The organism is Streptomyces sp. NPDC107559 (assembly GCF_055657365.1).
The window spans coordinates 1,531,685-1,554,462 of record NZ_JBVKBD010000001.1; the positions used below are offsets into that span (position 1 = coordinate 1,531,685).

Sequence of the window (22,778 nt, forward strand, 5' to 3'; positions counted from 1 at the left end):
TCACCATGAGCGGAATTCTCGAGGGCAAGCGTGTCCTGATCACCGGTGTGCTGACGGAGGCCTCGATCGCCTTCCACACGGCCCGGCTGGCCCAGGAGCAGGGCGCCGAGGTCATCCTGACCGCGTTCCCGCGCCCCACCCTGACCGAGCGCATCGCCAAGAAGCTGCCGAAGCCTGCCAAGGTCATCGAGCTGGACGTCACGAACGAGGAGCACCTCGCCCGGCTGGCCGACGTCGTCGGCGAGGAGCTCGGCGGCCTGGACGGCGTCGTGCACTCCATCGGCTTCGCGCCGCAGGACGCGCTCGGCGGCAACTTCCTCAACACCCCGTTCGAGTCGGTGTCGACCGCCATGCACGTCTCGGCGTTCTCCCTGAAGTCGCTGACCATGGCCTGCCTGCCGCTGATGCAGAACGGCGGCTCGGTCGTCGGCCTCACCTTCGACGCCTCGTTCGCGTGGCCGCAGTACGACTGGATGGGTCCGGCCAAGGCCGCCCTGGAGGCCACCAGCCGCTACATCGCGCGTGACCTGGGCAAGCAGAACATCCGCTGCAACCTCATCTCGGCGGGCCCGCTCGGCTCGATGGCCGCCAAGTCCATCCCGGGCTTCAGCGATCTGGCCGCCGTGTGGGACAGCCGCTCCCCGCTGGAGTGGGACCTCAAGGACCCGGAGCCGGCCGGCAAGGGTGTCGTCGCACTGCTGAGCGACTGGTTCCCGAAGACCACCGGCGAGATCGTCCACGTGGACGGCGGCCTGCACGCCATCGGCGCCTGATCTCTCCTGCGTCGTCCCGTACGACGTCGACGCCCCGTTCCCCGCAGCGCGCGGGGGGCGGGGCGTCACCCGTTCGGCCCCTTCGGCCAGGCCTGAGCGGGTGACGGTTGCGCACAATGGAGTAACGCGTACCCCACGCGAGATCCTCCCCAGCTCGGCCGAGGAGGTCCCCCTTGTGCGCCTGTCCCACAGCATGGCCTCAGTGACCGCAGCCGTCGCTCTTGTGCTGTCCCTGCCGTACGAGGCGATGCCGCACCCGCGCGTGAAGGCAGGGGATCCTCCGGCCCCGCGGCAGCCGTTCGGGGCCGAGTGCCGGATCACCGTCGACGGCTCCCATGTCGTCGCCTACTGCCACAACCCCTATGCCGACATCGATCGCGTCGCTCTGCACGTCGAGTGCGACCGTTGGTGGGACCTCGACGTCGACGGTCCCGCCATCGACACCGGGCCCGCGATGACCGTACGGCTGGCCGGCCGGTGCTGGATGGAGGTGCGGTCGGTGTGGATCAGTCACCAGAAGCGCTGAAGCGCCCCGGCCGGCACAGCCGCGGATAGCCGGCCGCCTCCGCGGCGGCCGTGTCCGCGTCGCCCGAGCGGATCGCGTCGACCAGCCGGGTGTGCTGCATGTACCCCTCCGGCGTCAGCTCCTCGCCGACGTCGTCGCGCAGCCAGTCGCGCAGCACCTCGCCCAGGTCCGCGTGCATCGCGGTCATGACGTCGTTGTGCGACGCGGACACCACCGCCAGATGGAAGGTCGCGTCGGCCACCACGAACGCCTCCGCGTCCCCCGACGCCCAGGCCTCCTCGCGGCGCACCAGCAGCGCGTCGAGCTGCTTGAGGTCCTTCTCGGTGCGCCGTTCGGCCGCCAGCCGGGCCGCCGCGGACTCCAGGGCGGAGCGCAGCTCGGCGATGTGCCGCGGATCGGCGCCGGAGAAGCGGCGGTGCATCACGCCCGCCAGCTCGCTGGTCGCCACGACGTAGGTGCCGGAACCCTGGCGGATGTCCAGCAGACCGTTGTGCGCGAGCGCCCGGACCGCCTCGCGGACCGTGTTGCGCGCGACCCCGAGCTGCTCGACCAGCTCGGGCTCGGTCGGGATCCGGGAGCCGACCGGCCACTCGCCCGAGGTGATCTGGTTGCGCAGCTCGGCGATGACCTGCTCGGACAGGGCCGAGCGACGGGGATGGCTCAGGGGCATGGCACACCTTCGCACGCAGCGGGCGGGAGCGGGCCACCCGGGGATGGACAACCAATCATCCCATGATTCTATGATGGTCCTCATGGTGAACGAGGGAACCGGGACGGTGGCGTCCACGAACGCGGGCACGATCGAGAGCAGGAACGCGAGCCCGATCGAGAGCCCGATCGAGGGCAAGGACGCCGACGCGCGCACGGACACGAGCGCGGACAGGGGCGCGAGCCCGGGTACCGGTACGGGTGGCGGCACGGCCGTACGCGCGTGGGCGCCACGTCTGGTCGCCGTCGGCATCGTGCTGTCCGCGCTCAACCTCCGCCCCGCCATCACCAGCCTCGGTGCCCTCCTGGAGGAGGTCCGGGACGGGCTCGGGATGAGCGGCAGCCTCGCCGGAGTGCTCACCTCGGTGCCGCCGCTCTGCTTCGCCGTCTTCGGCGTCATGGCGCCCCGGCTCGCCCGCCGCTTCGGGCCGGCCGCGGTGGTCTGCGCGGGCATGGTGGCGATCACCGCCGGTCTGCTCGTACGGCCGTACACGGGAAGCACGGCCGGGTTCGTCGCGGCCAGCGCGCTCGCCCTCATGGGCATCGCGGTCAGCAACGTCCTGATGCCGGTCATCGTCAAGCGCTGGTTCCCGGACCGGGTCGGCTCCATGACCGGTCTGTACTCCATGGCGCTGGCCCTCGGCACCTCCACGGCCGCCGCCGTGACCGTGCCCATGACCAGGACGCTCGGCGGCAGTTGGCAGACCGGGCTCGCCGTCTGGGCGGGCCTGGCCGCGACGGCCGTGCTGCCGTGGCTGCCGCTGGTGCGGGACCGGGGCGCCACGGCCCCGAGCGTGCCCCTGGCCGAGCGCGCGTCCGCGCCCGGGGAGCCGGACCGGACCGCGTTGCGGATCACCCGCAGCCGTACCGCCTGGGCGCTCGCCGTCTTCTTCGGCCTCCAGGCCACGGCCGCCTACATCACCATGGGCTGGATGGCGCAGATCTTCCGGGACTCCGGAGTGCCCGCGAGCACGGCCGGACTGCTGCTGGCCGTCACGATGGTGATGGGCGTCCCGCTCGCCTTCGTCATCCCGCGCCTGGCCACCCGGCTGCCCCACCAGGGCCCCATCGTGCTCGCGCTCGGCGCCTGCGGCCTGGCCGGATACGCCGGCCTGTACTTCGCGCCGGCCGGCGGTGCCTGGGCCTGGGCCGTGCTGCTCGGCGTGTCCAACTGTGCCTTCCCGCTGGCCCTGACGATGGTCGGGATGCGGGCCAGGACCGGCGTGGGCGTGGCCCAGCTGTCGGCCTTCGCGCAGAGCACCGGCTATCTGATCTCGATCCCCGGCCCGCTGCTGGTGGGCGTGCTCTACCAGCACAGTGGCGGCTGGGGGCTGCCGATCGCGCTCATGGCGGCACTGATGGTCCCGCAGATGGCCGTGGGCGTGCTGGCCGGGCGCGACCGTACGGTGGAGGACGAGGCGGCACGCTGACCGCACCCCGGCGGCACCCGGCCGGCGGAGGGTGCGAGACTTGCCCCATGCCCGTGCTCGAACCGAATCCGCCGAACGGCCAGAAGAAGATGCTCATGGTCTTCGGCTCGTTCCTCGCCATCTTCGTGGTCATCGCCGTCATCGCGACGATCGCCTCGCCCTGACGCCCTCGACGCCCCTTCCGGGCCCCTCGCGGCCCGTCTGACCTGGTGCGATCCACCGCGGCCCGGCTCCGCGGCCGCCCACCGGCTCCCGCGCCGAGCGGCTGGTCACGGCGTCCGTGGTGGTGCCAGCCCCCCTGTCCCCTAGGGGGTAAGGGTCAGGGTCAAGTGGGTGGGCCACCGGATGGGTTGGGGGCCCTGGACTCCGTAACTTCGAGATGTGGCCGCGACCGGCGGGCCACGGACCACGCGGAGACCAGCGGAGGCATCCATGTCGGCCCCCATGCACACCCGGACCCACCCGGCGACGACCGGGCGTGCCGACATCCGGCTGCCCTGGTGGGCGCTCGCCCTGCCGACGCTGGCCTTCATCACCCTGCTCGCGCTGATCCTGAACCCGTCCGACGCCCAGGCGGCGGCCGCGGGAGACCCGGCGATCACTCATTTCCTGGAGCGCGTACGGGAGTTGCTGGCCCGCAACTGACGGAGTGGCCGAAGGGCCGCCGGGCCCCGTCGCGGCACGGAAAGCCGCCGGTGAAACCGCGTGTCAACTTCCTGCGCCCCATGGCGTGTTTCATGCGAAGCTGGATTTCATGAGCGTCGCTGAATTCCGCAGGATTGTCCTCTTCCGGCATGCGAAAGCCGACTGGCCCCAGGTGACCGATCACGAGCGGCCGCTCGCCGACCGGGGCCGCAAGGACGCCGCGGTCGCCGGACTCAAGCTCGCCGACTCCGGCATCGCCCTCGACCTGGCCCTGTGCTCCACGGCGGTCCGGACCCGCGAGACCTGGAAGATCGCCGTCTCGGAGTTCGCGCACCGGCCGAAAACCGCCTACGAGGAGCGGATCTACGATGCCTCGCCCGGAGAGCTGATCGCACTGCTCAACGAGACGCCCGACGACGTGCACAACCTGCTCCTGGTCGGTCACAACCCGGGTGTGCAGAACCTCGCCGACATCCTGGCGGGTTCGGCCGAGGGCGACGCCCGGCAGCGGATGAGCGCCCGGGGCTTCCCGGCCGCCGCCTTCGCCGTGCTGACCTTCGAGGGGTCCTGGAAGACCCTGGAGCCCGGCGTGGCCACCCTGGTCGACTACTGGGCGCCGAGCGACTGAGCGCTCACCCGCAGCGCACGAGGGGTCCTGCACCGGTTCGGTGCGGGACCCCTCGTCGTCACTCGTCGTGCACACCGCCCGCGCCCGTGCGGGAACGGTTCGCCACTCAGTGGTCGTCGTGGGTGTCCGCCGCCTCGACCTCTTCGCGGGTGACGCCCAGCAGATACAGCACCGTGTCGAGGAACGGCACGTTCACCGCCGTGTGCGCGGCCTCGCGCACCACCGGCTTGGCGTTGAAGGCGACCCCCAGGCCCGCCGCGTTGAGCATGTCCAGGTCATTGGCGCCGTCGCCGATCGCCACGGTCTGGGCGAGCGGTACGCCCGCCTCGGCGGCGAACCTGCGCAGCAGCCGTGCCTTGCCCGCCCGGTCCACGATCTCGCCCGTGACCCGGCCGGTCAGCTTCCCGTCGACGATCTCCAGGGTGTTGGCCTGGGCGAAGTCCAGCCCGAGCCGCTCCTTGAGGTCATCGGTGACCTGGGTGAACCCACCGGAGACGACGCCGACTTGGAAGCCAAGCCGCTTCAGCGTACGGATCAGCGTGCGCGCTCCCGGGGTGAGCCGCACCTCGGCGCGCACCTTCTCCACCACAGAGGCGTCCAGCCCCTCCAGCAGGGCCACGCGCGCGTGCAGCGACTGCTCGAAGTCCAGCTCCCCGCGCATCGCGGCCGCCGTCACCTCGGCGACCTTGTCCTCGCAGCCGGCGTGCGCGGCGAAGAGCTCGATCACCTCGTCCTGGATCAGCGTGGAGTCCACGTCCATCACGACCAGCCGCTGGGCGCGCCGGTGCAGGCCCGCCGACACGACCGCGATGTCCACACCGAGCGCGGCCGCGTCGGTCACCAGGGCGGTGCGCAGCGGTTCCGTCTCCACCCCGGACACCGCGAACTCCACCGCGGTCACCGGGTACTTGGCCAGCCGGAAGATGCGGTCGATGTTGCCGCCGGCCTTGGTGATCCGGGCGGCGACGGCGGCGGTCGACTCCGCGGTGAGCGGATGACCCAGCACGGTGACGAGGGAGCGGCCGTGACCGCGCGGCCTGTTGTCGCCGATGCCGGAGATGATCTCCGCCTGCATCTTCATCGACTCCGCCCAGCTGTGGACGGTCGCCCGCAGCTCCCCCTGCAACTCCGGGGACGGCTCGGTGACGAGCACGCACAGCACCATCCGGCCACGGGTGACGACCTGCTCGATGTCGACCACGTCGACGGAGAAGGCGGCGAGGGTGTCGAAGAGGCCGGCGGTGATGCCCGGCCTGTCCTTGCCGAAGATCTTGACGAGGAGAGTGGGGACGTCAGCTGTCGAGGTCTGCGAAGCGCTCATGGTGTCACCACCGTATCCGGCACCCCGTGCCTTTTGCGCCTCACGTCCGTCTGACGGACACATAACACTTCATGTCCACCGGACAGCGGGCATCTTACGAGAAGGCTACGGCCGCGCCCAGGGAGGCGTCGAGCCGGGCGCCCGCCCCGCGGCCGCGGCCGAGCCGCAGATCACCGGGGCCTCGGCGGCGCGGGCGGCGGCGGTGGCGGCGGTCCCTCCTCCGGCGTGGTCGGCGGCCGCTGCCCGGGACGCGGGCCGGGGGAGCGCCGCGGGGGCGGATCGATCGGCCGCGCCATGGTCGGGGCCCCGTACACGTCGTCGTACCTGTCGCCGTGCCTGTCGCTGGGCCTGTCGCTGTGTTTGTCGCTGGGCCTGTCGTCGTACCTGTCGTCGTGAGCGGTCGGCTCCCCGGACGGCCACCACCGTCCGTCCGATGCGCCGGCCGCTCCCGTACGGGCCGGGTCGCCCGTCGTCCCCGTACCGGCCTGGTCGCCCGCCGCTCCCGTACCGGCCCGGTAGCCCGGCCCGCCGGTGCCGCTGCCGGACCCGCCGTCCGGGGGCCGTGCGTCCTGCGGTTCGCGCAGTTCGTCCGGCAGCCGCAGGTACGGATTGGTGTCGGGGTTGGGCGGCCGGTGGGGTGCGCCCGGGACGTACGGGCCCGACGGCGCCCCGTACGGCCGCGCCGCCCCGTACGGCCCGGGAACCCCGCCGCCGGCCTGCGCACCACCCCCCGGGGCCCCGTCGATCCCGTACGCCGCCCGGCCCCCGGCCGTGTCACCCAGTGCCAGGAGAGCCGCCCGCCGCCCCGCCGCCCCGGCCCCGTGAGCCAGGAGCGCCCCGACGGCCCCCGCGCCCGCGCCCCACACCGCGCCGAGGAGCAGAGCCGCCCCGAGACGGCCGTGCAGCTCGATCCCGGCGCCGAACGCGTCGAAGCCGAGCACCGACAGCGAGGCGTTCACGGACACCTCCGTGAGCCAGGCCAGCAGCGGCAGCGCCAGAGCGGTCACGATCCCCAGCCGCAGCGCGCACCGCCCCGCGAAGCCCAGTGCGCCCGGATTCCCCGGGCGGCCGGGCCCGCCGCCCGCCCGCGCCTCCGTCCCCGGGCCCGGGGACGGTACGTCCGCCGAAGGCCGGCCCGATGCCGCGAGCGTGCCCGTTCCGCCTACGCCGGGCGTCCCCGTCCCGTCCACCGGCGTCCCGGCCCGAGCCCGTACCGCGGTCCCCACCGGCGTCCGTACCGCCGTCAGCACCCCGGCGAGCAGCATCGCCAGCGCCGCCGCGACCGCCAGCAGCCACACCCGCCCGTCCAGGTCCGCCAGCCGGCCCAGCGTCACCGGCCGGTCGGACGACACGCTGAGCAGCCGGTCCAGCGGGTCGGGCAGGAGCCGGCCCAGCGCTCCGGTGGCCCTGCCGTCCCACGGCACGAACAGACCGAGCGGCAGGCCCAGCCACACCCCGTTCGGCGTGCCGAGCAGCGCGGCTCCCGCGATGCGCCGGGGATGCTCGTCGCCGATCGCCGCGTACGCCGCCGCCGCGACGCCCGCCGCCACCGCCACCAGCACCACCGTGACCAGCGCGGACACGGCCGGCCGCACCACGCGGTGCACGGCCGTCCAGCCGGCCGGCAGCGGAGTGCGGCGCGAGGCCAGCAGGGCGATCAGCAGGACCCCGGCCGCCCAGCCCAGACCGCCCAGCAGGGTGGGCGCCGTGTCGACGGAGAACCCGACCGCCGCCTTCGCGTCGACCAGGTCGCCCAGCCGGTCCGGCAGCAGCCCCCCGATGTTCCCGAGATCCCCCAGCCCCGGCACGCTCACCCCGCCGCTGCCTCCTCCTCCGCCCGGGAGGTCGTCGAGGCCCAGCGAGCCGCCGTCGAGGGTGACGACGTCGTGTGCCGCCCAGGCCAGCCCGCCCAGCATCGCCACGAACAGGGCGATCACCGTCCCCGCGCGCGCGAGGAGTTCGGCCGGGGCGACCACAACTCCGGCCGTGCGCAAGGACCGCAGGAAGAACCACGACAACAGCAGCGCCCCGACCAGCCCCACGCCGAGTGGCGTGATCTCGATGGCCGTGGTGGCCTGCGCGCCTTTCAGGCCGAAAGCGGACACGTCCCCGGACGGCGAGACCGAACCACCGGCCCCCAGCGTCACGACCGCCGCGGTCATCGGGCCGAGCGAGCCCGCCGTGTCGGCCTCCAGCAGATGCAGCCCGAGCGCCGCCGTGCCCGCCATCCCGATCAACGCCCAGCTCACCGCGGCGATCGCGGACAGCAGGACATCCACCCAGGGCACGCTGCTGCCCCGTCCGGCGCCTTCGCCGGTCCCGACGCCCGTGCCAGCACTCATGGCAGACCCCCCGATCCGCTGCACGGCGGCCGCCGCGCACCATGCCCCCCTCGCGGGGGATTACTACTCTCCGGTCCGGTTTCGACCCCGTCAACGGCGCGGGCCGAAGCGTCCGTGCGCCTTCGCCACAAGGCCCGACTTTCGGTCAGGTGGCCGCTCCTGAAATAGTTCCCCCCGATGTTCGACATCCCTAGACTCCCTGCGATGGGGGTAACTCGGGGGACAACTCAGTGGGGCTGGAGTGCCGGAACTCGTACTGGAATTGAACGGACGCACCTGGACGCTCGATCCGTCCAGGCCATACACCCTGGGACGTGATCCGCAGGGGGACATCGTCCTCGACGACGCCAGGGTCTCCTGGCGTCACGCCACGGTCAGCCACAACGGCCGCAGTTGGGTCATCGAGGACCACGGAAGCACCAACGGCACGTTCGCGCAGGGCCGACGCATCCAGCAGATGGAGCTCGGCCCCGGTTCGACGGTGCACCTGGGCAACGCCAACGACGGGCCGTGCATGACCCTTTCGGGCGCCGCACCCGTCGCGCAACCCCAGCAGCAGCCGTACGCGGCGCAGGGCGCGAACCCCGGCTGGGCCCAACAGGCCCCGCAGACACCGCAGGCGGACGGCGCGTGGAGCCAGCCGGCCCCGTCGATCCCGCAGCAGCAAGGGCCCGGTGGGGGCGCGGGGGCGCCACCGGTCTACGGCGACCGCAGCCCGACCACGTTCCACCAGTTCTCCCTCGGCCGGGTCATGCGCATCGGCCGTGCACTGGAGAACGACCTGGTCGTCTCGGACCTTCAGGTCTCCCGCCACCACGCGGAGTTCCACTCGACGCCCGACGGCCGCATGGAGATCCGCGACCTGGGCTCGCACAACGGCACGTACGTCAACGGCCTGCCGATACCCAAGGGCGGCACCCAGCTGCTGGGCCCGGCCGACATCGTCGGCGTCGGCCACTCGACGTTCCGGATCGTCGGCGACCGGCTGGAGGAGTTCGTCGACACCGGCGAGGTGTCCTTCTCCGCACGTCACCTGACCGTCACCGTCGACGGCGGCAAGCAGATCCTCAAGGACGTCTCCTTCGGCGTCCCGGAGAAGTCGCTGATCGCGGTCATCGGCCCGTCCGGATCCGGCAAGTCGACCCTCCTGAAGGCGCTCACCGGCTACCGGCCCGCCGACCAGGGCGAGGTCCTCTACGACAACCGCAACCTGTACAAGCAGTTCGCCGAGCTGCGCCAGCGCATCGGTCTGGTCCCGCAGGACGACATCCTGCACAAGGAGCTGACCGTCAAGAAGGCCCTCAAGTACGCGGCCAAGCTGCGCTTCCCGGCGGACACCACGACCGCCGAGCGCGAGGCCCGCATAGACGAGGTGCTGCGCGAGCTGAAGCTGGACATCCACAAGGAGAAGAAGGTCACCTCCCTCTCCGGTGGCCAGCGCAAGCGGGTCTCCGTCGCCCTGGAGCTGCTCACCAAGCCGTCGCTGATCTTCCTGGACGAGCCGACCTCCGGCCTCGACCCGGGCATGGACCGCGATGTCATGCAGCTGCTGCGCGGCCTCGCCGACGACGGCCGTACCGTCCTCGTCGTCACCCACTCGGTGGCCGAGCTGGCGATCTGCGACAAGCTCCTGGTGATGGCGCCCGGCGGCTCGGTCGCCTACTTCGGTCCCCCGGAGGAGGCGCTGAACTTCTTCGGCTACGACACCTGGGCCGACGTCTTCTCCGCCTTCGAGAACTACCGCGACTACGACTGGGCGGGCCGCTGGAAGGGCTCGCAGCACTACCAGATGTACGCCGCCGACATCGACGCCGTCGCGCCGCAGTCCGTACCGATCGCGCCGATGCAGGCGATGAAGCCGCCGAAGCCGCAGGGCTGGATGTCCCAGTTCGTCACGTTGGTGCGCCGCTACACCTCGGTGATCGCCTCCGACAGGGGCTTCCTGGCGCTGATGGTGATCCTGCCGGCGGTGCTCGGCGCGGTGAGCCTGCTCATCGACGCCGACCACACTCTGCTGCCCAACCCGGCCAACCCGAAGACCGGCCGGATCATCCCCAACGGCACGGCCACCACGGTGCTGCTGATCCTCGCGGTCGGCGCCTGCTTCGCCGGCGCCGCCAACTCCGTACGAGAACTGATCAAGGAACGGGTCATCTACGAGCGGGAGCGCGCCACCGGCCTGTCCCGCTCGGCCTATCTGATGTCCAAGGTGTTCGTGCTCGGCGCGATCACCGTGTTCCAGGGCGCCCTGGTCGGCACCATCGGCTTCTTCAACCGGGGGATCCCGGACAAGGGCCTGGTCTTCGGCGGCGCGACCATCCTCGAACTCTCGGTGCCGATCATGGCGCTGGGCTTCACCTCGATGATGTTCGGTCTGATCATCTCGGCCCTGGTGAAGACCGCCGAGAAGACCATGCCGCTGCTGGTCATGTTCGCGATCATCCAGGTCGTCTTCACCGGCTGCCTGTTCACCCTGCACGGCTCGGTCGGCGTCAACGAGTTCTCGTACCTGATGCCGTCGCGCTGGGCGGTCGCCGCGGCCGGCGCCACGCTGGACTTCAACAAGATCAGCCCGCCCACGGACGGCGGGAGCACGGACCCGCTGTGGGACCACACCGCGGGCGCCTGGGGTCTGGACATGGCCGTCCTGATCGTCCTCGGCGTGATCTGCGGCTTCTTCGTGGCCCGCTTCCTGCGCCGCCACGAGCCCGAGGTCATGCGCAAGTAACCCGGTCCCGGTCCGTACTGGTCCGGTCCGTACTGGTCCGGTCCGTACGACGCCGAAGGGCGGCACCCTGTCGGGGTGCCGCCCTTCGGCGTGTCCGCGCTTCGAGGCCCGCGCCGCCTCAGTACGCGCTGTTGACGTTGTCCATCGAGCCGTACCTGTGGGCCGCGTAGTTGCAGGCTGCCGTGATGTTGGCGACCGGGTCGTAGATGTTCCACGAGGTGCCGGGCACGTGGTAGGCGTTGAAGGTCGGCTGGATGACCTGGAGCAGGCCCTTGGACGGGATGCCCTTGGCGGCGTTGGTGTCCCAGCCGTTGATGGCCATCGGGTTGCCGGAGGACTCCCGCATGATGTTGCGGTACAGACCGCTGTAGCTGCCCGGGATGCCCTTGCTCTGCATGATGTCCAGGGACTCGCGGATCCAGCCGTCGAGGTTGTTGGCGTACGTCTTCGCCGCGGGCTGCTGGATCTGGGGGCGCTGCGCGGACCGGCTCGCGGGCTGCTCGGCCGGGCGCGCCTCGGTCTTCTGCGGGGCGGCCTGCGGCTTGGCCGTGGCCTTCTGCCGCGCGGCCTCCTCGGCCTTCTGCTGCGCGGCGATGGCCTCGACCTTCACGCTGCTGCCGGCGAGCTGGTCGGTGAGGCTGGCCTTGACGTCCTTGATCTGCTCGGTGCTGTAGGCGACGTGCGCCGAGGTGACGGCCTGGCTCGTGGTCTCCGCGCTGCTCGGAACCGCGGAGACGACGACAGTGGTGACACCGAGGGCTGCGACACCGACGATCGCGATCTTGTGAGAGCCGGTCAGCTTGCGACTGTAACTGTGGAAGCGGCTGTACTTGGGCATGACAGATGACCTCTTTGGATAGCGCGGAGGTCGCTCTTCCGTCCGGCGGGGGACACCTGTGCTTTCGGCACGAGCGCCTCGGGCGGAACCCGGGGCGCTGAGCGACGAGAGCAATTCTTAGCTGGCGCAAAACTCGGTGGCAAAGATGTGACGTACGAAATCCGATAGTGGACCCGGTAGGTGCAAAGCCGGGCATATCGGGTCGTCTTTCCCGTTCATACAGGATGTTGATATCTCCTATGTCCCCTAGTACGTGATGCGGACCCTATGCGGCGACTCACATGCCCGACGGGAAGCTCTCACTGAGAGTTGCTAAAGCAATCCACTCGGTCAGGGGTCGGGGGCCAGGGGGCGAGGGCCGGGGGTCAGGGGTCACAGGGGTTGAGGGTTAGGGGTCAGGGGTCGGGAGGTCGGGCCTGCGGCCTCGGGGCCGGGACCTGCGACCTCGGACGTAGGCCCACCGGCCCGGCCGGGGGCGCCGCCGGACCGATACCACTGTCGTGGCCCGCCGGTACCGTGAGGTCATGAGTCAAGGCCCCCGGTCCGGCCTCGTCGCGGTGAGTGCCGCGCTGCTGGCCATGAGCAGGCATCTGGAGGTGCGCGACGTCCTCAAGACGATCGTCGCCTCGGCCCGCGAACTGCTCGACGCGCAGTACGCCGCCCTCGGCGTCCCGGACGACCACGGCGGCTTCGCCCAGTTCGTGGTCGACGGGGTCAGCGACGAGCAGTGGAAGGCCATCGGCCCGCTCCCGCGCCAGCACGGCATCCTCGCCGCGATGCTCCACGAGACCGGCCCCGAGCGCCTCGCCGACGTGCGCAAGGACCCCCGCTTCGAGGGCTGGCCCGCCGCCCATCCCGAGCTGTCGGACTTCCTGGGCCTGCCGATCCGCGACGGCGACGAGGTCATCGGCGCGCTGTTCCTCGCCAACAAGCAGCGCCCGGCGCACGGACGGCCGGCGGACGGACAGCTCGCGGACGGACAGCCTGCGGACGGACGGCCTGCGGACTGCGCACCGGAGGACGGGTGCGGCTTCACGCGGGAGGACGAGGAACTGCTCTCCATCCTCGCCCAGCACGCGGCCATCGCCCTCACCAACGCCCGCCTCTACGAGCGCAGCCGCGAACTGACCATCGTCGAGGAGCGGTCGCGCCTCGCCCACGAGCTGCACGACGCGGTGAGCCAGAAGCTGTTCTCGCTGCGCCTGACCGCGCAGGCGGCCGCGGCCCTGGTCGACCGCGACCCCGCCCGCGCCAAGGGAGAGCTGCAACAGGTCGCCGCGCTCGCCGCCGAGGCGACGGACGAACTGCGCGCGGCGGTGGTCGAGTTGCGTCCCGCCGCGCTGGACGAGGACGGTCTGGTCGCCACGCTCCGCACCCAGACACAGGTACTGGACCGCGCCCACACCGCACGCGTCACCTTCACCGCCCGCAAGTTCCGCGCGCTTCCGGCGGCGCAGGAGGAGGCCGTGCTCCGGGTCGCCCAGGAGGCCCTGCACAACGCCCTGCGGCACTCCGGGGCGGCGCACGTGGACGTGACGGTGGGCCGCCATGGCTGCGGTGCGGTGCTGCGCGTCACGGACGACGGCGGCGGCTTCGAGCCGCAGACGGTACGGCAGGCAGGACGTCACCTGGGCCTGGTCTCCATGCGGGACCGGGCGAGCGGGGTCGGCGGCACCCTGACGGTGGAGTCGGCGCCCGGCAAGGGCACCACGATCGAGCTGGAGGTCCCCGGTGGCTGATCCCATCAGAGTGCTGCTCGTCGACGACCACCAGGTCGTCCGCCGCGGCCTGCGCACCTTCCTGGAGGTGCAGGAGGACATCGAGGTCGTGGGCGAGGCCGCGGACGGCGCCGAAGGGGTCGCCCGCGCCGAGGAGCTGGCACCCGACATCGTCCTGATGGACGTCAAGATGCCCGGCATGGACGGCGTGGAGGCCCTGCGCAGACTGCGCGAACTGGCCAACCCGGCGCGCGTGCTGATCGTCACCAGCTTCACCGAACAGCGCACCGTGGTCCCGGCGTTGCGCGCGGGTGCCGCCGGTTACGTCTACAAGGACGTGGACCCCGACGCGCTGGCCGCGGCCATCCGGTCCGTGCACGCGGGCCATGTCCTGCTCCAGTCCGAGGTCGCGGCCGCGCTGTTGTCCCAGGAGGAGGTCAACTCCCCCCAGGGCAGGGGCGGGTCGCTGACGGACCGGGAGCGTGAGGTGCTGGGGCTGATAGCGGACGGCCGGTCCAACCGCGAGATCGCCCGTGCCCTCGTCCTGTCCGAGAAGACGGTCAAGACGCACGTCTCGAACATCCTGATGAAGCTCGACCTCGCCGACCGCACCCAGGCCGCGCTGTGGGCCGTACGTCATGGTGTGACCAGCTGATACGACAACAGCCCGAGGGTTCGTGATCACGCTCCGGAAAGGTTCCGCTCCGGTCTGAGATTCATACCGTCGTGGGAATGTCCCCCGGATGGCGCATCCTCCGTGGATCTCCGGCGTTCTCCAGTGCGTGCTGCGGCGACTGCCGCGGTGACCACAAGGAGGGGTTGAGAAGTGAAGAACCTGAAGAAGGCAGCGGCCGTGACGATGGTGGCCGGCGGGCTGATCGCCGCGGGAGCCGGCATGGCCTCCGCGACCGACGGCGCGTGGGCCCACGGCGAGGCCAAGCACTCGCCCGGCGTCGTCTCGGGCAATGTCGTCCAGGCTCCCGTGCACATCCCCGTGAACGTGGTGGGCAACAGCGTGAACGTCGTCGGTCTGCTGAACCCGGCGTTCGGCAACCTCGGACTCAACCACTGACCCCGCCGCTCCACGGCGACACCCTCCGGCCTCCCGGACACTCCAGGGAGGCCGGACAGGCCCTGGCCCACCCCACCCCGGCCACACGGCCAACCTGACGAACGCCGACCCGCCCACCCGGCCGACGCCGGTCCGTCCGGGTGTGCCGCGGGTCGGCCCGACCGCTGCCGGTCGGCCCACGTCCGCTGCCCGCCCTGGCAGTGGCGCGGGTCCGTCCGGTCGTGGTGCGGGACCGTCCGGCGGATGTCTGTCCGTCCGGCTATGCCGCGGGTGGGCCCGACCGCTGCCGGTCGGCCCACGTCCGCTGCCCGCCCTGGCAGTGGCGCGGGTCCGTCCGTTCCCGGAGCGGGGCACCCACGGCCCTTCTGTCGCTGCCCCGGCGGACGCCGGTCCACGCGGCCGTGCCGCCGGTCCGTCCCGGGGGACAGGAGCCGGGGCCGGGGCAGGGCCCCAGGCCGCCCCGGGGGCACCCCGAGGCACCCCGGAGCGCCGGTCACCCGTGGCCGGCGCTCAGCGCATCCCCCGCTCCCGCTCCTCCACGACGGAGTTGTACGCGGCCACCTGCGCCCGCCGGGCCGTCCGCTCCACCGGCCGCAGGGCCTGGGTCCGCGCCCCCATCTCGGACGCGCTCACCGCGCCCCCGTGCCCCCTCTCGTGGGCCAGTGCGACCAGCAGCCCCACCCGCTGCGCCAGCTCCAACACCCGCACCGCCCGTGGCGGATAACCCGGGGCCAGCACCTCCCGGCCCCGCTCGGCCCGCGCCCGGTACGCGTCCAGTGCCGCCTCCGCCACCGGCCCCGACCCGGCGACATCCAGCCGGGAGAGAACCGCCGTCGCCTCGCGCAGCGCCTCGGCGAGCTCCCGCTCCGCCTCGCCCAGCGACGGCACGTCCGCGGGCGGAGCCTCCCGCACCGGCAGGCAGTGCCAGACCACCTCGACGTGCACGTCACCGGCGGGCCCGGCCTCGTACACCTCGGGCACGAGCCCCAGTGCGGCCCCGTGGCAGACCACCGCCTCCTCGGCCTCCAGTGCCCGCGCATTGAACTCGGGCGGCCCGCTCAGCCCCAGCGGATGCCCGGGCGCGGGCAGCGCCACCAGCAGCCCGCTCACGCCCAGTCTGCGCAGCCGCCCCAGCGCCAGCGTCAGCCCGACCGGCCCCGACTCGCCGGGCAGCCCCTCCACCCGGTGCACGGCGTCCTCCCCGACGATGGCCAGCACGGCGTCATCAGGAGAGACAAGTCCGGCCAAAAGGGCATTTCCCCAAGCGGCGAGGCGTCCAGAGCGCGGTTCCGTGAGCATGCCTCCACCCTAAGGACCGGACCGATGGAATGGAGCGGGCGGCCGGTGGCGTAGATTTCCTTGAGGGCTGCGCCCACCGGCGCACGCGACAGCCGAGACGCCGAGACCGGCCACACTGCAAGGGGAGACAACGCGCTCATGAGCGAAGTTCTGGAGCTTCAGGACGTATCTGTGGTCCGTGAGGGCCGGGCTCTCGTGGACCAGGTCTCCTGGTCGGTCAAGGAAGGTGAGCGCTGGGTCATCCTCGGCCCGAACGGTGCCGGCAAGACGACCCTCCTGAACATCGCCTCCACCTACCTCTTCCCCAGCTCGGGCAGCGTGTCCGTGCTCGGCGAGACGCTGGGCAGGCCGGGCACCGACGTCTTCGAGCTGCGCCCGCGCGTCGGCGTGGCGGGCATCGCCCTGGCCGACAAGCTCCCCAAGAAGCAGACCGTCCTGCAGACGGTGCTGACCGCCGCGTACGGCATGACGGCCGGCTGGCACGAGGAGTACGAGGACGTCGACGAGCAGCGCGCCCGCGCCTTCCTCGACCGCCTCGGCATGACGGAGTTCCTCGACCGGAAGTTCGGCACCCTCTCCGAGGGCGAGCGCAAGCGCACCCTCATCGCCCGTGCCCTGATGACCGACCCCGAGCTGCTGCTGCTCGACGAGCCGGCGGCCGGCCTCGACCTCGGCGGCCGCGAGGACCTCGTCCGCCGCCTCGGCCGGCTGGCCCGCGACCCGATCGCCCCCTCCATGATCATGGTCACGCACCACGTCGAGGAGATCGCCCCGGGCTTCACCCACGTCCTGATGATCCGCCAGGGCAAGGTGCTGGCCCAGGGCCCGCTGGAGCTCGAACTCACCTCCCGCAACCTCTCCCTCTGCTTCGGCCTCCCGCTCCTCGTCGAGCAGGTCGGCGACCGCTGGACCGCGCACGGCCTGCCGATGGCCTGAGGTCCCGAAGCCCTGAAGCAGCTCCCCAAGTACCCCTGGGCGCCCTGTCGGTGACCGGTCCCGCGGACCTACCATGGCCGTGTGAACGACATCGACGCATGGGTGTGGTGGCTCGTCGCCGCGGCAGCGCTCGGCATCCCGCTCGTGGTGACCGCGATGCCGGAGTTCGGCATGCTCGCCGTGGGCGGGGTCGCCGCCGCCGTGACGGCCGGACTCGGCTTCGGCGTCGTCAGCCAGGTCCTCGTGTTCGCCGTCGTCTCGGTCGCCCTCATCGCCGTGGTGCGCCCCATCGCGAACCGGCACCGCGCACAGCGACCCCAACTCGCCACGGGCATCGACGCCTTGAAGGGCAAGCAGGCCCTCGTCCTGGAGCGCGTCGACGGCTCCGGAGGCCGTATCAAGCTCGCCGGAGAGGTCTGGTCGGCGCGTTCGCTCGACGCCGAACGCGCCTATGAAGTGGGCCAGGAGGTGGACGTCGTGGACATCGAGGGAGCCACGGCGATCGTCATCTGACCTCGCTCGACGCAAGTGACCGGAACACCCCACGAGGCACACGACGGTCTGTCAGACTCGACCAGCAAGATCTTCAACAACCATAAGATCTTCCGAAAGCGCCGAGGCGGAGAAAGGCACGGGGAGCCACGATGGAACCGGTCATCATCGTATTGATCATTCTGGTGGTGTTGGTCTTCATCGCCCTGATCAAGACGATCCAGGTCATCCCACAGGCGAGCGCGGCCATCGTGGAGCGGTTCGGCCGCTACACGCGCACACTCAACGCGGGCCTCAACATCGTGGTCCCGTTCATAGACACCATCCGCAACCGCATCGACCTGCGTGAACAGGTCGTGCCGTTCCCGCCGCAGCCGGTGATCACCCAGGACAACCTGGTCGTCAACATCGACACCGTCATCTACTACCAGGTGACCGACGCCCGAGCCGCCACCTACGAGGTCGCCAGCTACATCCAGGCCATCGAGCAGCTCACCGTCACCACGCTGCGCAACATCATCGGCGGCATGGACCTGGAGCGGACCCTGACCTCCCGCGAGGAGATCAACGCGGCACTGCGCGGAGTCCTCGACGAGGCGACCGGCAAGTGGGGCATCCGCGTCAACCGCGTCGAACTCAAGGCGATCGAGCCGCCGACCTCCATCCAGGACTCGATGGAGAAGCAGATGCGCGCCGACCGTGACAAGCGCGCCGCGATCCTCACCGCCGAAGGTACGCGCCAGGCCGCGATCCTCACCGCGGAGGGCGAGAAGCAGTCCCAGATCCTCCGGGCCGAGGGTGAGGCCAAGGCCGCGGCCCTGCGCGCGGAGGGCGAGGCCCAGGCCGTCCGTACGGTCTTCGAGGCGATCCACGCCGGCGACCCGGACCAGAAGCTCCTGTCGTACCAGTACCTCCAGATGCTCCCGAAGATCGCCGAGGGCGACGCCAACAAGCTCTGGATCGTGCCCAGTGAGATCGGGGACGCCCTCAAGGGCCTCTCCGGCGCCATGGGCAACTTCGGTGCCATGGGCGGCGGTTCGGGCGCCGGTAGCACCACCGGCAAGAACAGCGGTACGGAGCGCCGCGAGAAGCCGTCCCTGGACTGACCGGCCGGCACCCGCACACGAGACGGGGCCCACTCCCGACGGAGTGGGCCCCGCTTCCTTGCAGTTCCGACTTCCGACCTCGGACCTCCGACCTCAGCGGAGCGCTCAGGCGGCGGGCTGCCCCAGCCACTCCGGCAGCGCCTCGAAGTCCTCGTGCCCCAGCGACAGCAGCATCGCGTCCGCGGGCGTCGGCTCGAACGGCTGCCGCAGCAGCGGCATACCCGCCTGCTCCGGCGTCCGGTCGGCCTTGTGGTGATTGTCCTCCGCGCACGAGGCGACCGTGTTCAGCCACGAGTCCTGGCCGCCCTGCGCCCTCGGCACCACGTGGTCCACGGTCGTCGCCCGCCGGCCGCAGTACGCGCACCGGTGCCGGTCCCGCACCAGCACGCCCCGCCTCGACCACGGGGCTTGTCTTCGGAAGGGCACCCGTACGTACCGGCACAGTCTGATCACCCGGGGCGCGGGTATGTCGACCGCGGCTCCGCGCATACGCAGTTCGGGGTGGGCCTGCTCGACGACCGCCTTGTCCTGGAGCACCAGAACGACGGCTCGGTTCAGCGTCACCGTCGACAGCGGCTCGAAACTGGCGTTCAGTACCAGCGTGTCTCGCATTCCAGCCCACCTCCCATGCGCACCGGCCCACTCCCCGGCGGGCTTGGATCAACTCTGGCCGGGCACGCCGAGATGGACAACGCAATAAAAAATGCCCGCCTCTGATCACTTCCAAGACCAGAGGCGGGCAAACGTTCTATGAACGTCAGTCTGCTACGAGTACTTCGTACTCACCGATCAGCTGGGCACGCGCGATCGCGTGGAACCGCAGGTTGAACCCGACGACCGCGGGCGACACGTCCGCGTCCGGACCGAGCTTCTCCTGGTCGACCGCGTACACCGTGAAGACATACCGGTGCGGGCCGTCGCCGGGCGGCGGCGCGGCACCGCCGAAGTCCTTGGTGCCGTAGTCGTTGCGCACCTGCACGGCGCCCTCGGGCAGCCCCTCGAACTTGCCGCTGCCCGCACCGGCGGGCAGCTCCGTGACCGAGGCCGGGATGTCGAACACGGTCCAGTGCCAGAACCCGCTGCCCGTCGGGGCGTCCGGGTCGTAGCAGGTCACGGCGAAGCTCTTGGTCTCGGGCGGGAAGCCCTCCCACCGCAGCTGCGGTGAGGTGTTGCCGGCCGCGTGGACCTGAGCGTCCTTGAGCGTCGCGCCCTCCCGGACGTCCTCGCTCGTCACCGTGAACGACGGCACGGGCGGATGGAAGTCATGGGGGAGCGGCCGCCGCTTGAGCTCGGTCACCTCGATACCTCCTGATCGGTTTCCTTGAGTCGGACCCGAGCCTAGAACCAGTTGCGCTTGCTGCCGACCTCGGACAGCCACTGGTTGAGGTAAGCCGCCCAGTCGGTCCCGTGGAAGTCGTGCAGGCCCACCTGGAAGGAGCGGAAGGTGTCGCTGCCCTCGCTGAACAGACCCGGCTTCTTGTCCATCTCCAGGACGACGTCCATCGCGTGCTCGTCGGCCACGAAGCTCAGCTCGACCTGGTTCAGCCCCCGGTACTGCGACGGCGGGTAGAACTCGATCTCCTGGTAGAAGGGGAGCCGCTGCCGCGTGTTGCGGATGTGACCGCGCTCCATGTCCGCGTTCTTGAAGCGGAAGCCCAGCTGGATGAAAGCGTCCAGGATGGCCTTCTGCGCCGGCATCGGGTGCACGTTGACCGGGTCCAGGTCACCGGAGTCCACGGCCCGCGCGATCTCCAGCTCGGTGGTCACCCCGATGTGCATCCCGCGCAGCGCCTGACCGTCGATCATCGTGATCGGCGTCTCCCAGGGGATCTCCAGCCCGAACGGGACCGCGTGCACCGCACCCGCCTGGAGCTCGAAGGCACCCCCGAGCCGCACCTTGGTGAACTCGATGTCCTGCTTGTACTCCTGGTCGCCGCTCTCGACCTCGACCTTCGCCTGGAGCCCGACCGACAGCCCCTCGATCTGCTGGTTGACGGACCCGCCCTGGATCCGCACCTCACCCTGGACGACACCGCCCGGAACGACGTTGACCTCGGTCAGCACGGTCTCGACCGAAGCTCCGCCGGCCCCCAGACTCGCGAGCAGCTTCTTGAACCCCATGACTCTCCCTTTACGAGTGGACCTCTGATCCGTACCCACGCGATCCGGCCGTGACCGGTTCCGCTCTCCTCACCCTGGCAAGGCGAACGCTCCCTGACCACCCCGTCGGACCACCCCGTCTGCACTACGCTCGGAGGGCATGATCGCGACCCCCGACCGTACGCCCTCCGGCAAGGACTCCCACGACCGGCCCGTACCGGAGAGCGCCCCCGACCGGCTCCGCCGCTTCCTCGCCCGCCCCGCCGAAGAAGTCGCCCCCGAGCTGCTCGGTGCCGTCCTCAGCCACGAGACCCGCGAGGGAACCGTCCGGATCGCCATCACGGAGACCGAGGCGTACTCCGGCGCGGCCGACCCCGCCTCCCACGCCTACCGGGGCAGGACACCTCGCAACGCCGTGATGTTCGGGCCCGCGGGACATCTGTACGTCTACCGGTCCCACGGCCTCCACTGGTGCGCCAACATCGTCACCGGAACGGACGGTACGGCCACCGCCGTCCTCATCCGCGCGGGCAGGGTCGTCGAAGGGGAGGACCTGGCCCGTGGGCGCCGAGGGGCGAAGGTCGAGACCGCACGCCTTGCGCGGGGCCCGGGGAACTTCTGCCAGGCGCTCGGCATCACGCACGAACACAACGGCACAGACCTGCTGACGGGTGCCTCGGTCGCACTCGCCGAGGGCGAGCCGGTACCCGCCGCGCTCATCCGGGTCGGCCCCCGGGTGGGCGTGAGCAAAGCCCACGACTGGCAGCACCGCTTCTATCTCGCCGCCGACCCGACCGTCTCGGCGTACCGGCTGAGCCCGAGAGCCAAACCGCCCGCCTCTTGAGCCGGGGGATCACCGACAGGGCGGATCTCGTGGTCGACGAAATCGGGGGCGAGACGCAGTGGGTCTGGGTCTCGGGACGGTCGCCGTGACAGGCGCGGCGGGCGTTTCCGGGAACTGCCCGACCCGACGACACTCGCGTACACGCCGGTCGACGAGGCCGAACGGCACGCCGTACATCCACGGAGCGGACCTGCCGGCTGACCCTGGGCACCCCAGGCCGGTCCCTACGCCCTGCCAGAGTTCACCCTCAAGCACATCAGGCACCGACCCGCTCACGCGCAAACGTCGACTCTCGGCCCGATACGACATGGAACCGGCCAAAGGTCCAGCCCGTCGGACCACCCCTCACGGCACGGGCCGCCCGTCGGACGGCACGGACGAGTGCCCGACCGAACGCTCCCTGGGTTCCCCTCCGACCACGCGTACGAGTACGTCCGTACCCTCCCGACCAGGTACGCACCGGCCCACGCTCGGGGCGTCCGGTGCCGGAGGCACTCACTCCACATGGTTCCGGGGCGATTCCGGGTCGCCGGCGCCGCGACTGCGGGCGGTCACCGGGCCCACACGCCGAGACGCCACCCAAGTTGACTCGCCCCCACAGGGTGCGTAATGTAGCCCAAGCCGCTGAACCGGATATGGCAATCGCCAGCAACCGGGAGTGGCCAACCCACTACCTACAACCACCTCTGACGGGGTCGAATTTGGCATGCCTGCATGCTCGAATTCGGATTCGCGAAAGCTCGATTATGAGCTGCGGAGCGAACCGGCTAACGTAGTGAATGCCGAAAGGCCGACAAGCGAAAGCGAAGAGGCCCGAGGCAAATCCCGCCGACAGGGAATCGGATCGCGAAAAGGTCTGATAGAGTCGGAGTCGCCGGAAAGGGAAACGCGAGAGCGGGAACCTGGAAAGCACCGAGGAAATCGGATCGCGAAACGGTCTGATAGAGTCGGAAACGCAAGACCGAAGGGAAAAAGCCCGGAGGAAAGCCCGAGAGGGTGAGTACAAAGGAAGCGTCCGTTCCTTGAGAACTCAACAGCGTGCCAAAAATCAACGCCAGATATGTTGATACCCCGTCTCCGGCCGATCGGCTGGGACGAGGTTCCTTTGAAAAATCACAGCGAGGACGCTGTGTGCGAGAGGATCATTCCTCCTCTTGCACCGCTCTCGTGTGTGTCAACCGGATTACCGGTAAACATTCACGGAGAGTTTGATCCTGGCTCAGGACGAACGCTGGCGGCGTGCTTAACACATGCAAGTCGAACGATGAAGCC

Annotated in this window: 22 protein-coding genes and 1 rRNA gene; 15 read left to right on the top strand and 8 right to left on the bottom strand. The window is 70.8% G+C overall.

Annotation, left to right across the window (positions count from 1 at the left end):
• The first annotated feature begins 5 nt into the window (after positions 1-5).
• Together fabI and ACZ7OY_RS06585 are read left to right on the top strand one after the other, a co-directional pair.
• The gene (gene fabI, locus ACZ7OY_RS06580; protein WP_392621961.1) at positions 6-773 is read left to right on the top strand and encodes an enoyl-ACP reductase FabI; all 768 of its coding nucleotides are present in this window, start codon (positions 6-8) and stop codon (positions 771-773) included.
• A gap of 175 nt (positions 774-948) precedes the next feature.
• Positions 949-1,299 (top strand): hypothetical protein, encoded by a 351-nt coding sequence (locus ACZ7OY_RS06585; protein WP_471910308.1) that lies wholly within the window; start codon positions 949-951, stop codon positions 1,297-1,299.
• On the opposite strand, the gene ACZ7OY_RS06590 is transcribed toward ACZ7OY_RS06585, so the two are convergent.
• Positions 1,280-1,969, bottom strand: a complete 690-nt coding sequence (locus ACZ7OY_RS06590; RefSeq protein ID WP_471910309.1) for a FadR/GntR family transcriptional regulator — start codon at positions 1,967-1,969, stop codon at positions 1,280-1,282. The genes ACZ7OY_RS06585 and ACZ7OY_RS06590 overlap by 20 nt on opposite strands.
• Before the next feature lie 82 nt (positions 1,970-2,051).
• Between ACZ7OY_RS06590 and ACZ7OY_RS06595 the strand changes: the two genes are divergently transcribed.
• From ACZ7OY_RS06595 to ACZ7OY_RS06610, 4 genes are all read left to right on the top strand, one after another.
• The gene (locus tag ACZ7OY_RS06595; RefSeq protein WP_471910310.1) at positions 2,052-3,437 is read left to right on the top strand and encodes a CynX/NimT family MFS transporter; all 1,386 of its coding nucleotides are present in this window, start codon (positions 2,052-2,054) and stop codon (positions 3,435-3,437) included.
• A 47-nt stretch (positions 3,438-3,484) separates the two neighbouring features.
• Positions 3,485-3,601, top strand: coding sequence for an SGM_5486 family transporter-associated protein (locus ACZ7OY_RS06600; protein ID WP_351617251.1), 117 nt, complete (start codon positions 3,485-3,487; stop codon positions 3,599-3,601).
• Positions 3,602-3,869: 268 nt separating this feature from the next.
• Positions 3,870-4,082: a hypothetical protein gene (locus ACZ7OY_RS06605; RefSeq protein WP_471910311.1), complete on the top strand. Its 213-nt coding sequence runs from the start codon at positions 3,870-3,872 to the stop codon at positions 4,080-4,082.
• Between the two features lie 109 nt (positions 4,083-4,191).
• A complete protein-coding gene (locus tag ACZ7OY_RS06610; protein WP_471910312.1) occupies positions 4,192-4,710 on the top strand; it encodes a SixA phosphatase family protein in 519 nt (172 codons plus the stop codon).
• Positions 4,711-4,816: 106 nt separating this feature from the next.
• Here the strand turns inward: ACZ7OY_RS06610 and serB are convergent, their stop codons facing one another.
• Both serB and ACZ7OY_RS06620 read right to left on the bottom strand, forming a co-directional pair.
• Positions 4,817-6,031 (bottom strand): phosphoserine phosphatase SerB, encoded by a 1,215-nt coding sequence (serB, locus tag ACZ7OY_RS06615; RefSeq protein ID WP_471910313.1) that lies wholly within the window; start codon positions 6,029-6,031, stop codon positions 4,817-4,819.
• Between the two features lie 170 nt (positions 6,032-6,201).
• Positions 6,202-8,373, bottom strand: coding sequence for a streptophobe family protein (locus ACZ7OY_RS06620; RefSeq protein ID WP_471910314.1), 2,172 nt, complete (start codon positions 8,371-8,373; stop codon positions 6,202-6,204).
• A gap of 241 nt (positions 8,374-8,614) precedes the next feature.
• Between ACZ7OY_RS06620 and ACZ7OY_RS06625 the strand changes: the two genes are divergently transcribed.
• Positions 8,615-11,101 carry an ABC transporter ATP-binding protein/permease gene (locus ACZ7OY_RS06625; RefSeq protein ID WP_471910315.1) on the top strand — a complete coding sequence of 829 codons (2,487 nt, stop codon included), beginning with the start codon at positions 8,615-8,617 and terminating at the stop codon, positions 11,099-11,101.
• Positions 11,102-11,219: 118 nt separating this feature from the next.
• On the opposite strand, the gene ACZ7OY_RS06630 is transcribed toward ACZ7OY_RS06625, so the two are convergent.
• Entirely contained in the window at positions 11,220-11,939 is a 720-nt protein-coding gene (locus ACZ7OY_RS06630) for a transglycosylase SLT domain-containing protein (protein ID WP_471910316.1), read from the bottom strand.
• Between the two features lie 524 nt (positions 11,940-12,463).
• Here ACZ7OY_RS06630 and ACZ7OY_RS06635 point away from each other — a divergent pair.
• From ACZ7OY_RS06635 to chpE, 3 genes are all read left to right on the top strand, one after another.
• The gene (locus ACZ7OY_RS06635) at positions 12,464-13,678 is read left to right on the top strand and encodes a GAF domain-containing sensor histidine kinase (protein ID WP_471910317.1); all 1,215 of its coding nucleotides are present in this window, start codon (positions 12,464-12,466) and stop codon (positions 13,676-13,678) included.
• Entirely contained in the window at positions 13,671-14,312 is a 642-nt protein-coding gene (locus tag ACZ7OY_RS06640) for a response regulator (protein WP_471910318.1), read from the top strand. Before ACZ7OY_RS06635 ends, ACZ7OY_RS06640 begins: the two co-directional genes overlap by 8 nt.
• 171 nt (positions 14,313-14,483) lie before the next feature.
• A complete protein-coding gene (gene chpE / locus ACZ7OY_RS06645) occupies positions 14,484-14,729 on the top strand; it encodes a chaplin ChpE (protein WP_471910319.1) in 246 nt (81 codons plus the stop codon).
• 510 nt (positions 14,730-15,239) lie between these two features.
• Here the strand turns inward: chpE and ACZ7OY_RS06650 are convergent.
• Positions 15,240-16,028, bottom strand: coding sequence for a hypothetical protein (locus tag ACZ7OY_RS06650; RefSeq protein ID WP_471910320.1), 789 nt, complete (start codon positions 16,026-16,028; stop codon positions 15,240-15,242).
• 138 nt (positions 16,029-16,166) lie between these two features.
• Here ACZ7OY_RS06650 and ACZ7OY_RS06655 point away from each other — a divergent pair, with 138 nt between their 5' ends.
• From ACZ7OY_RS06655 to ACZ7OY_RS06665, 3 genes are all read left to right on the top strand, one after another.
• A complete protein-coding gene (locus ACZ7OY_RS06655; protein ID WP_351614708.1) occupies positions 16,167-16,964 on the top strand; it encodes an ABC transporter ATP-binding protein in 798 nt (265 codons plus the stop codon).
• An 81-nt stretch (positions 16,965-17,045) separates the two neighbouring features.
• On the top strand, positions 17,046-17,477 hold the full coding sequence (locus ACZ7OY_RS06660; RefSeq protein WP_471910321.1) for an NfeD family protein: 432 nt from the start codon (positions 17,046-17,048) through the stop codon (positions 17,475-17,477).
• Between the two features lie 131 nt (positions 17,478-17,608).
• Positions 17,609-18,562: an SPFH domain-containing protein gene (locus ACZ7OY_RS06665; protein WP_471910322.1), complete on the top strand. Its 954-nt coding sequence runs from the start codon at positions 17,609-17,611 to the stop codon at positions 18,560-18,562.
• A gap of 105 nt (positions 18,563-18,667) precedes the next feature.
• On the opposite strand, the gene ACZ7OY_RS06670 is transcribed toward ACZ7OY_RS06665, so the two are convergent.
• The 3 genes from ACZ7OY_RS06670 to ACZ7OY_RS06680 form a co-directional block, all read right to left on the bottom strand.
• Positions 18,668-19,174: an HNH endonuclease gene (locus tag ACZ7OY_RS06670; protein ID WP_471910323.1), complete on the bottom strand. Its 507-nt coding sequence runs from the start codon at positions 19,172-19,174 to the stop codon at positions 18,668-18,670.
• Positions 19,175-19,319: 145 nt separating this feature from the next.
• Positions 19,320-19,859, bottom strand: a complete 540-nt coding sequence (locus ACZ7OY_RS06675; protein WP_471910324.1) for a YbhB/YbcL family Raf kinase inhibitor-like protein — start codon at positions 19,857-19,859, stop codon at positions 19,320-19,322.
• A 41-nt stretch (positions 19,860-19,900) separates the two neighbouring features.
• A complete protein-coding gene (locus tag ACZ7OY_RS06680; protein WP_351614723.1) occupies positions 19,901-20,683 on the bottom strand; it encodes a sporulation protein in 783 nt (260 codons plus the stop codon).
• Between the two features lie 139 nt (positions 20,684-20,822).
• Here ACZ7OY_RS06680 and ACZ7OY_RS06685 point away from each other — a divergent pair, with 139 nt between their 5' ends.
• Together ACZ7OY_RS06685 and ACZ7OY_RS06690 are read left to right on the top strand one after the other, a co-directional pair.
• Positions 20,823-21,506, top strand: coding sequence for a DNA-3-methyladenine glycosylase (locus tag ACZ7OY_RS06685; RefSeq protein ID WP_471910325.1), 684 nt, complete (start codon positions 20,823-20,825; stop codon positions 21,504-21,506).
• 1,196 nt (positions 21,507-22,702) lie between these two features.
• Positions 22,703-22,778: ribosomal RNA gene (locus ACZ7OY_RS06690) — 16S ribosomal RNA — on the top strand; the annotation flags it as partial.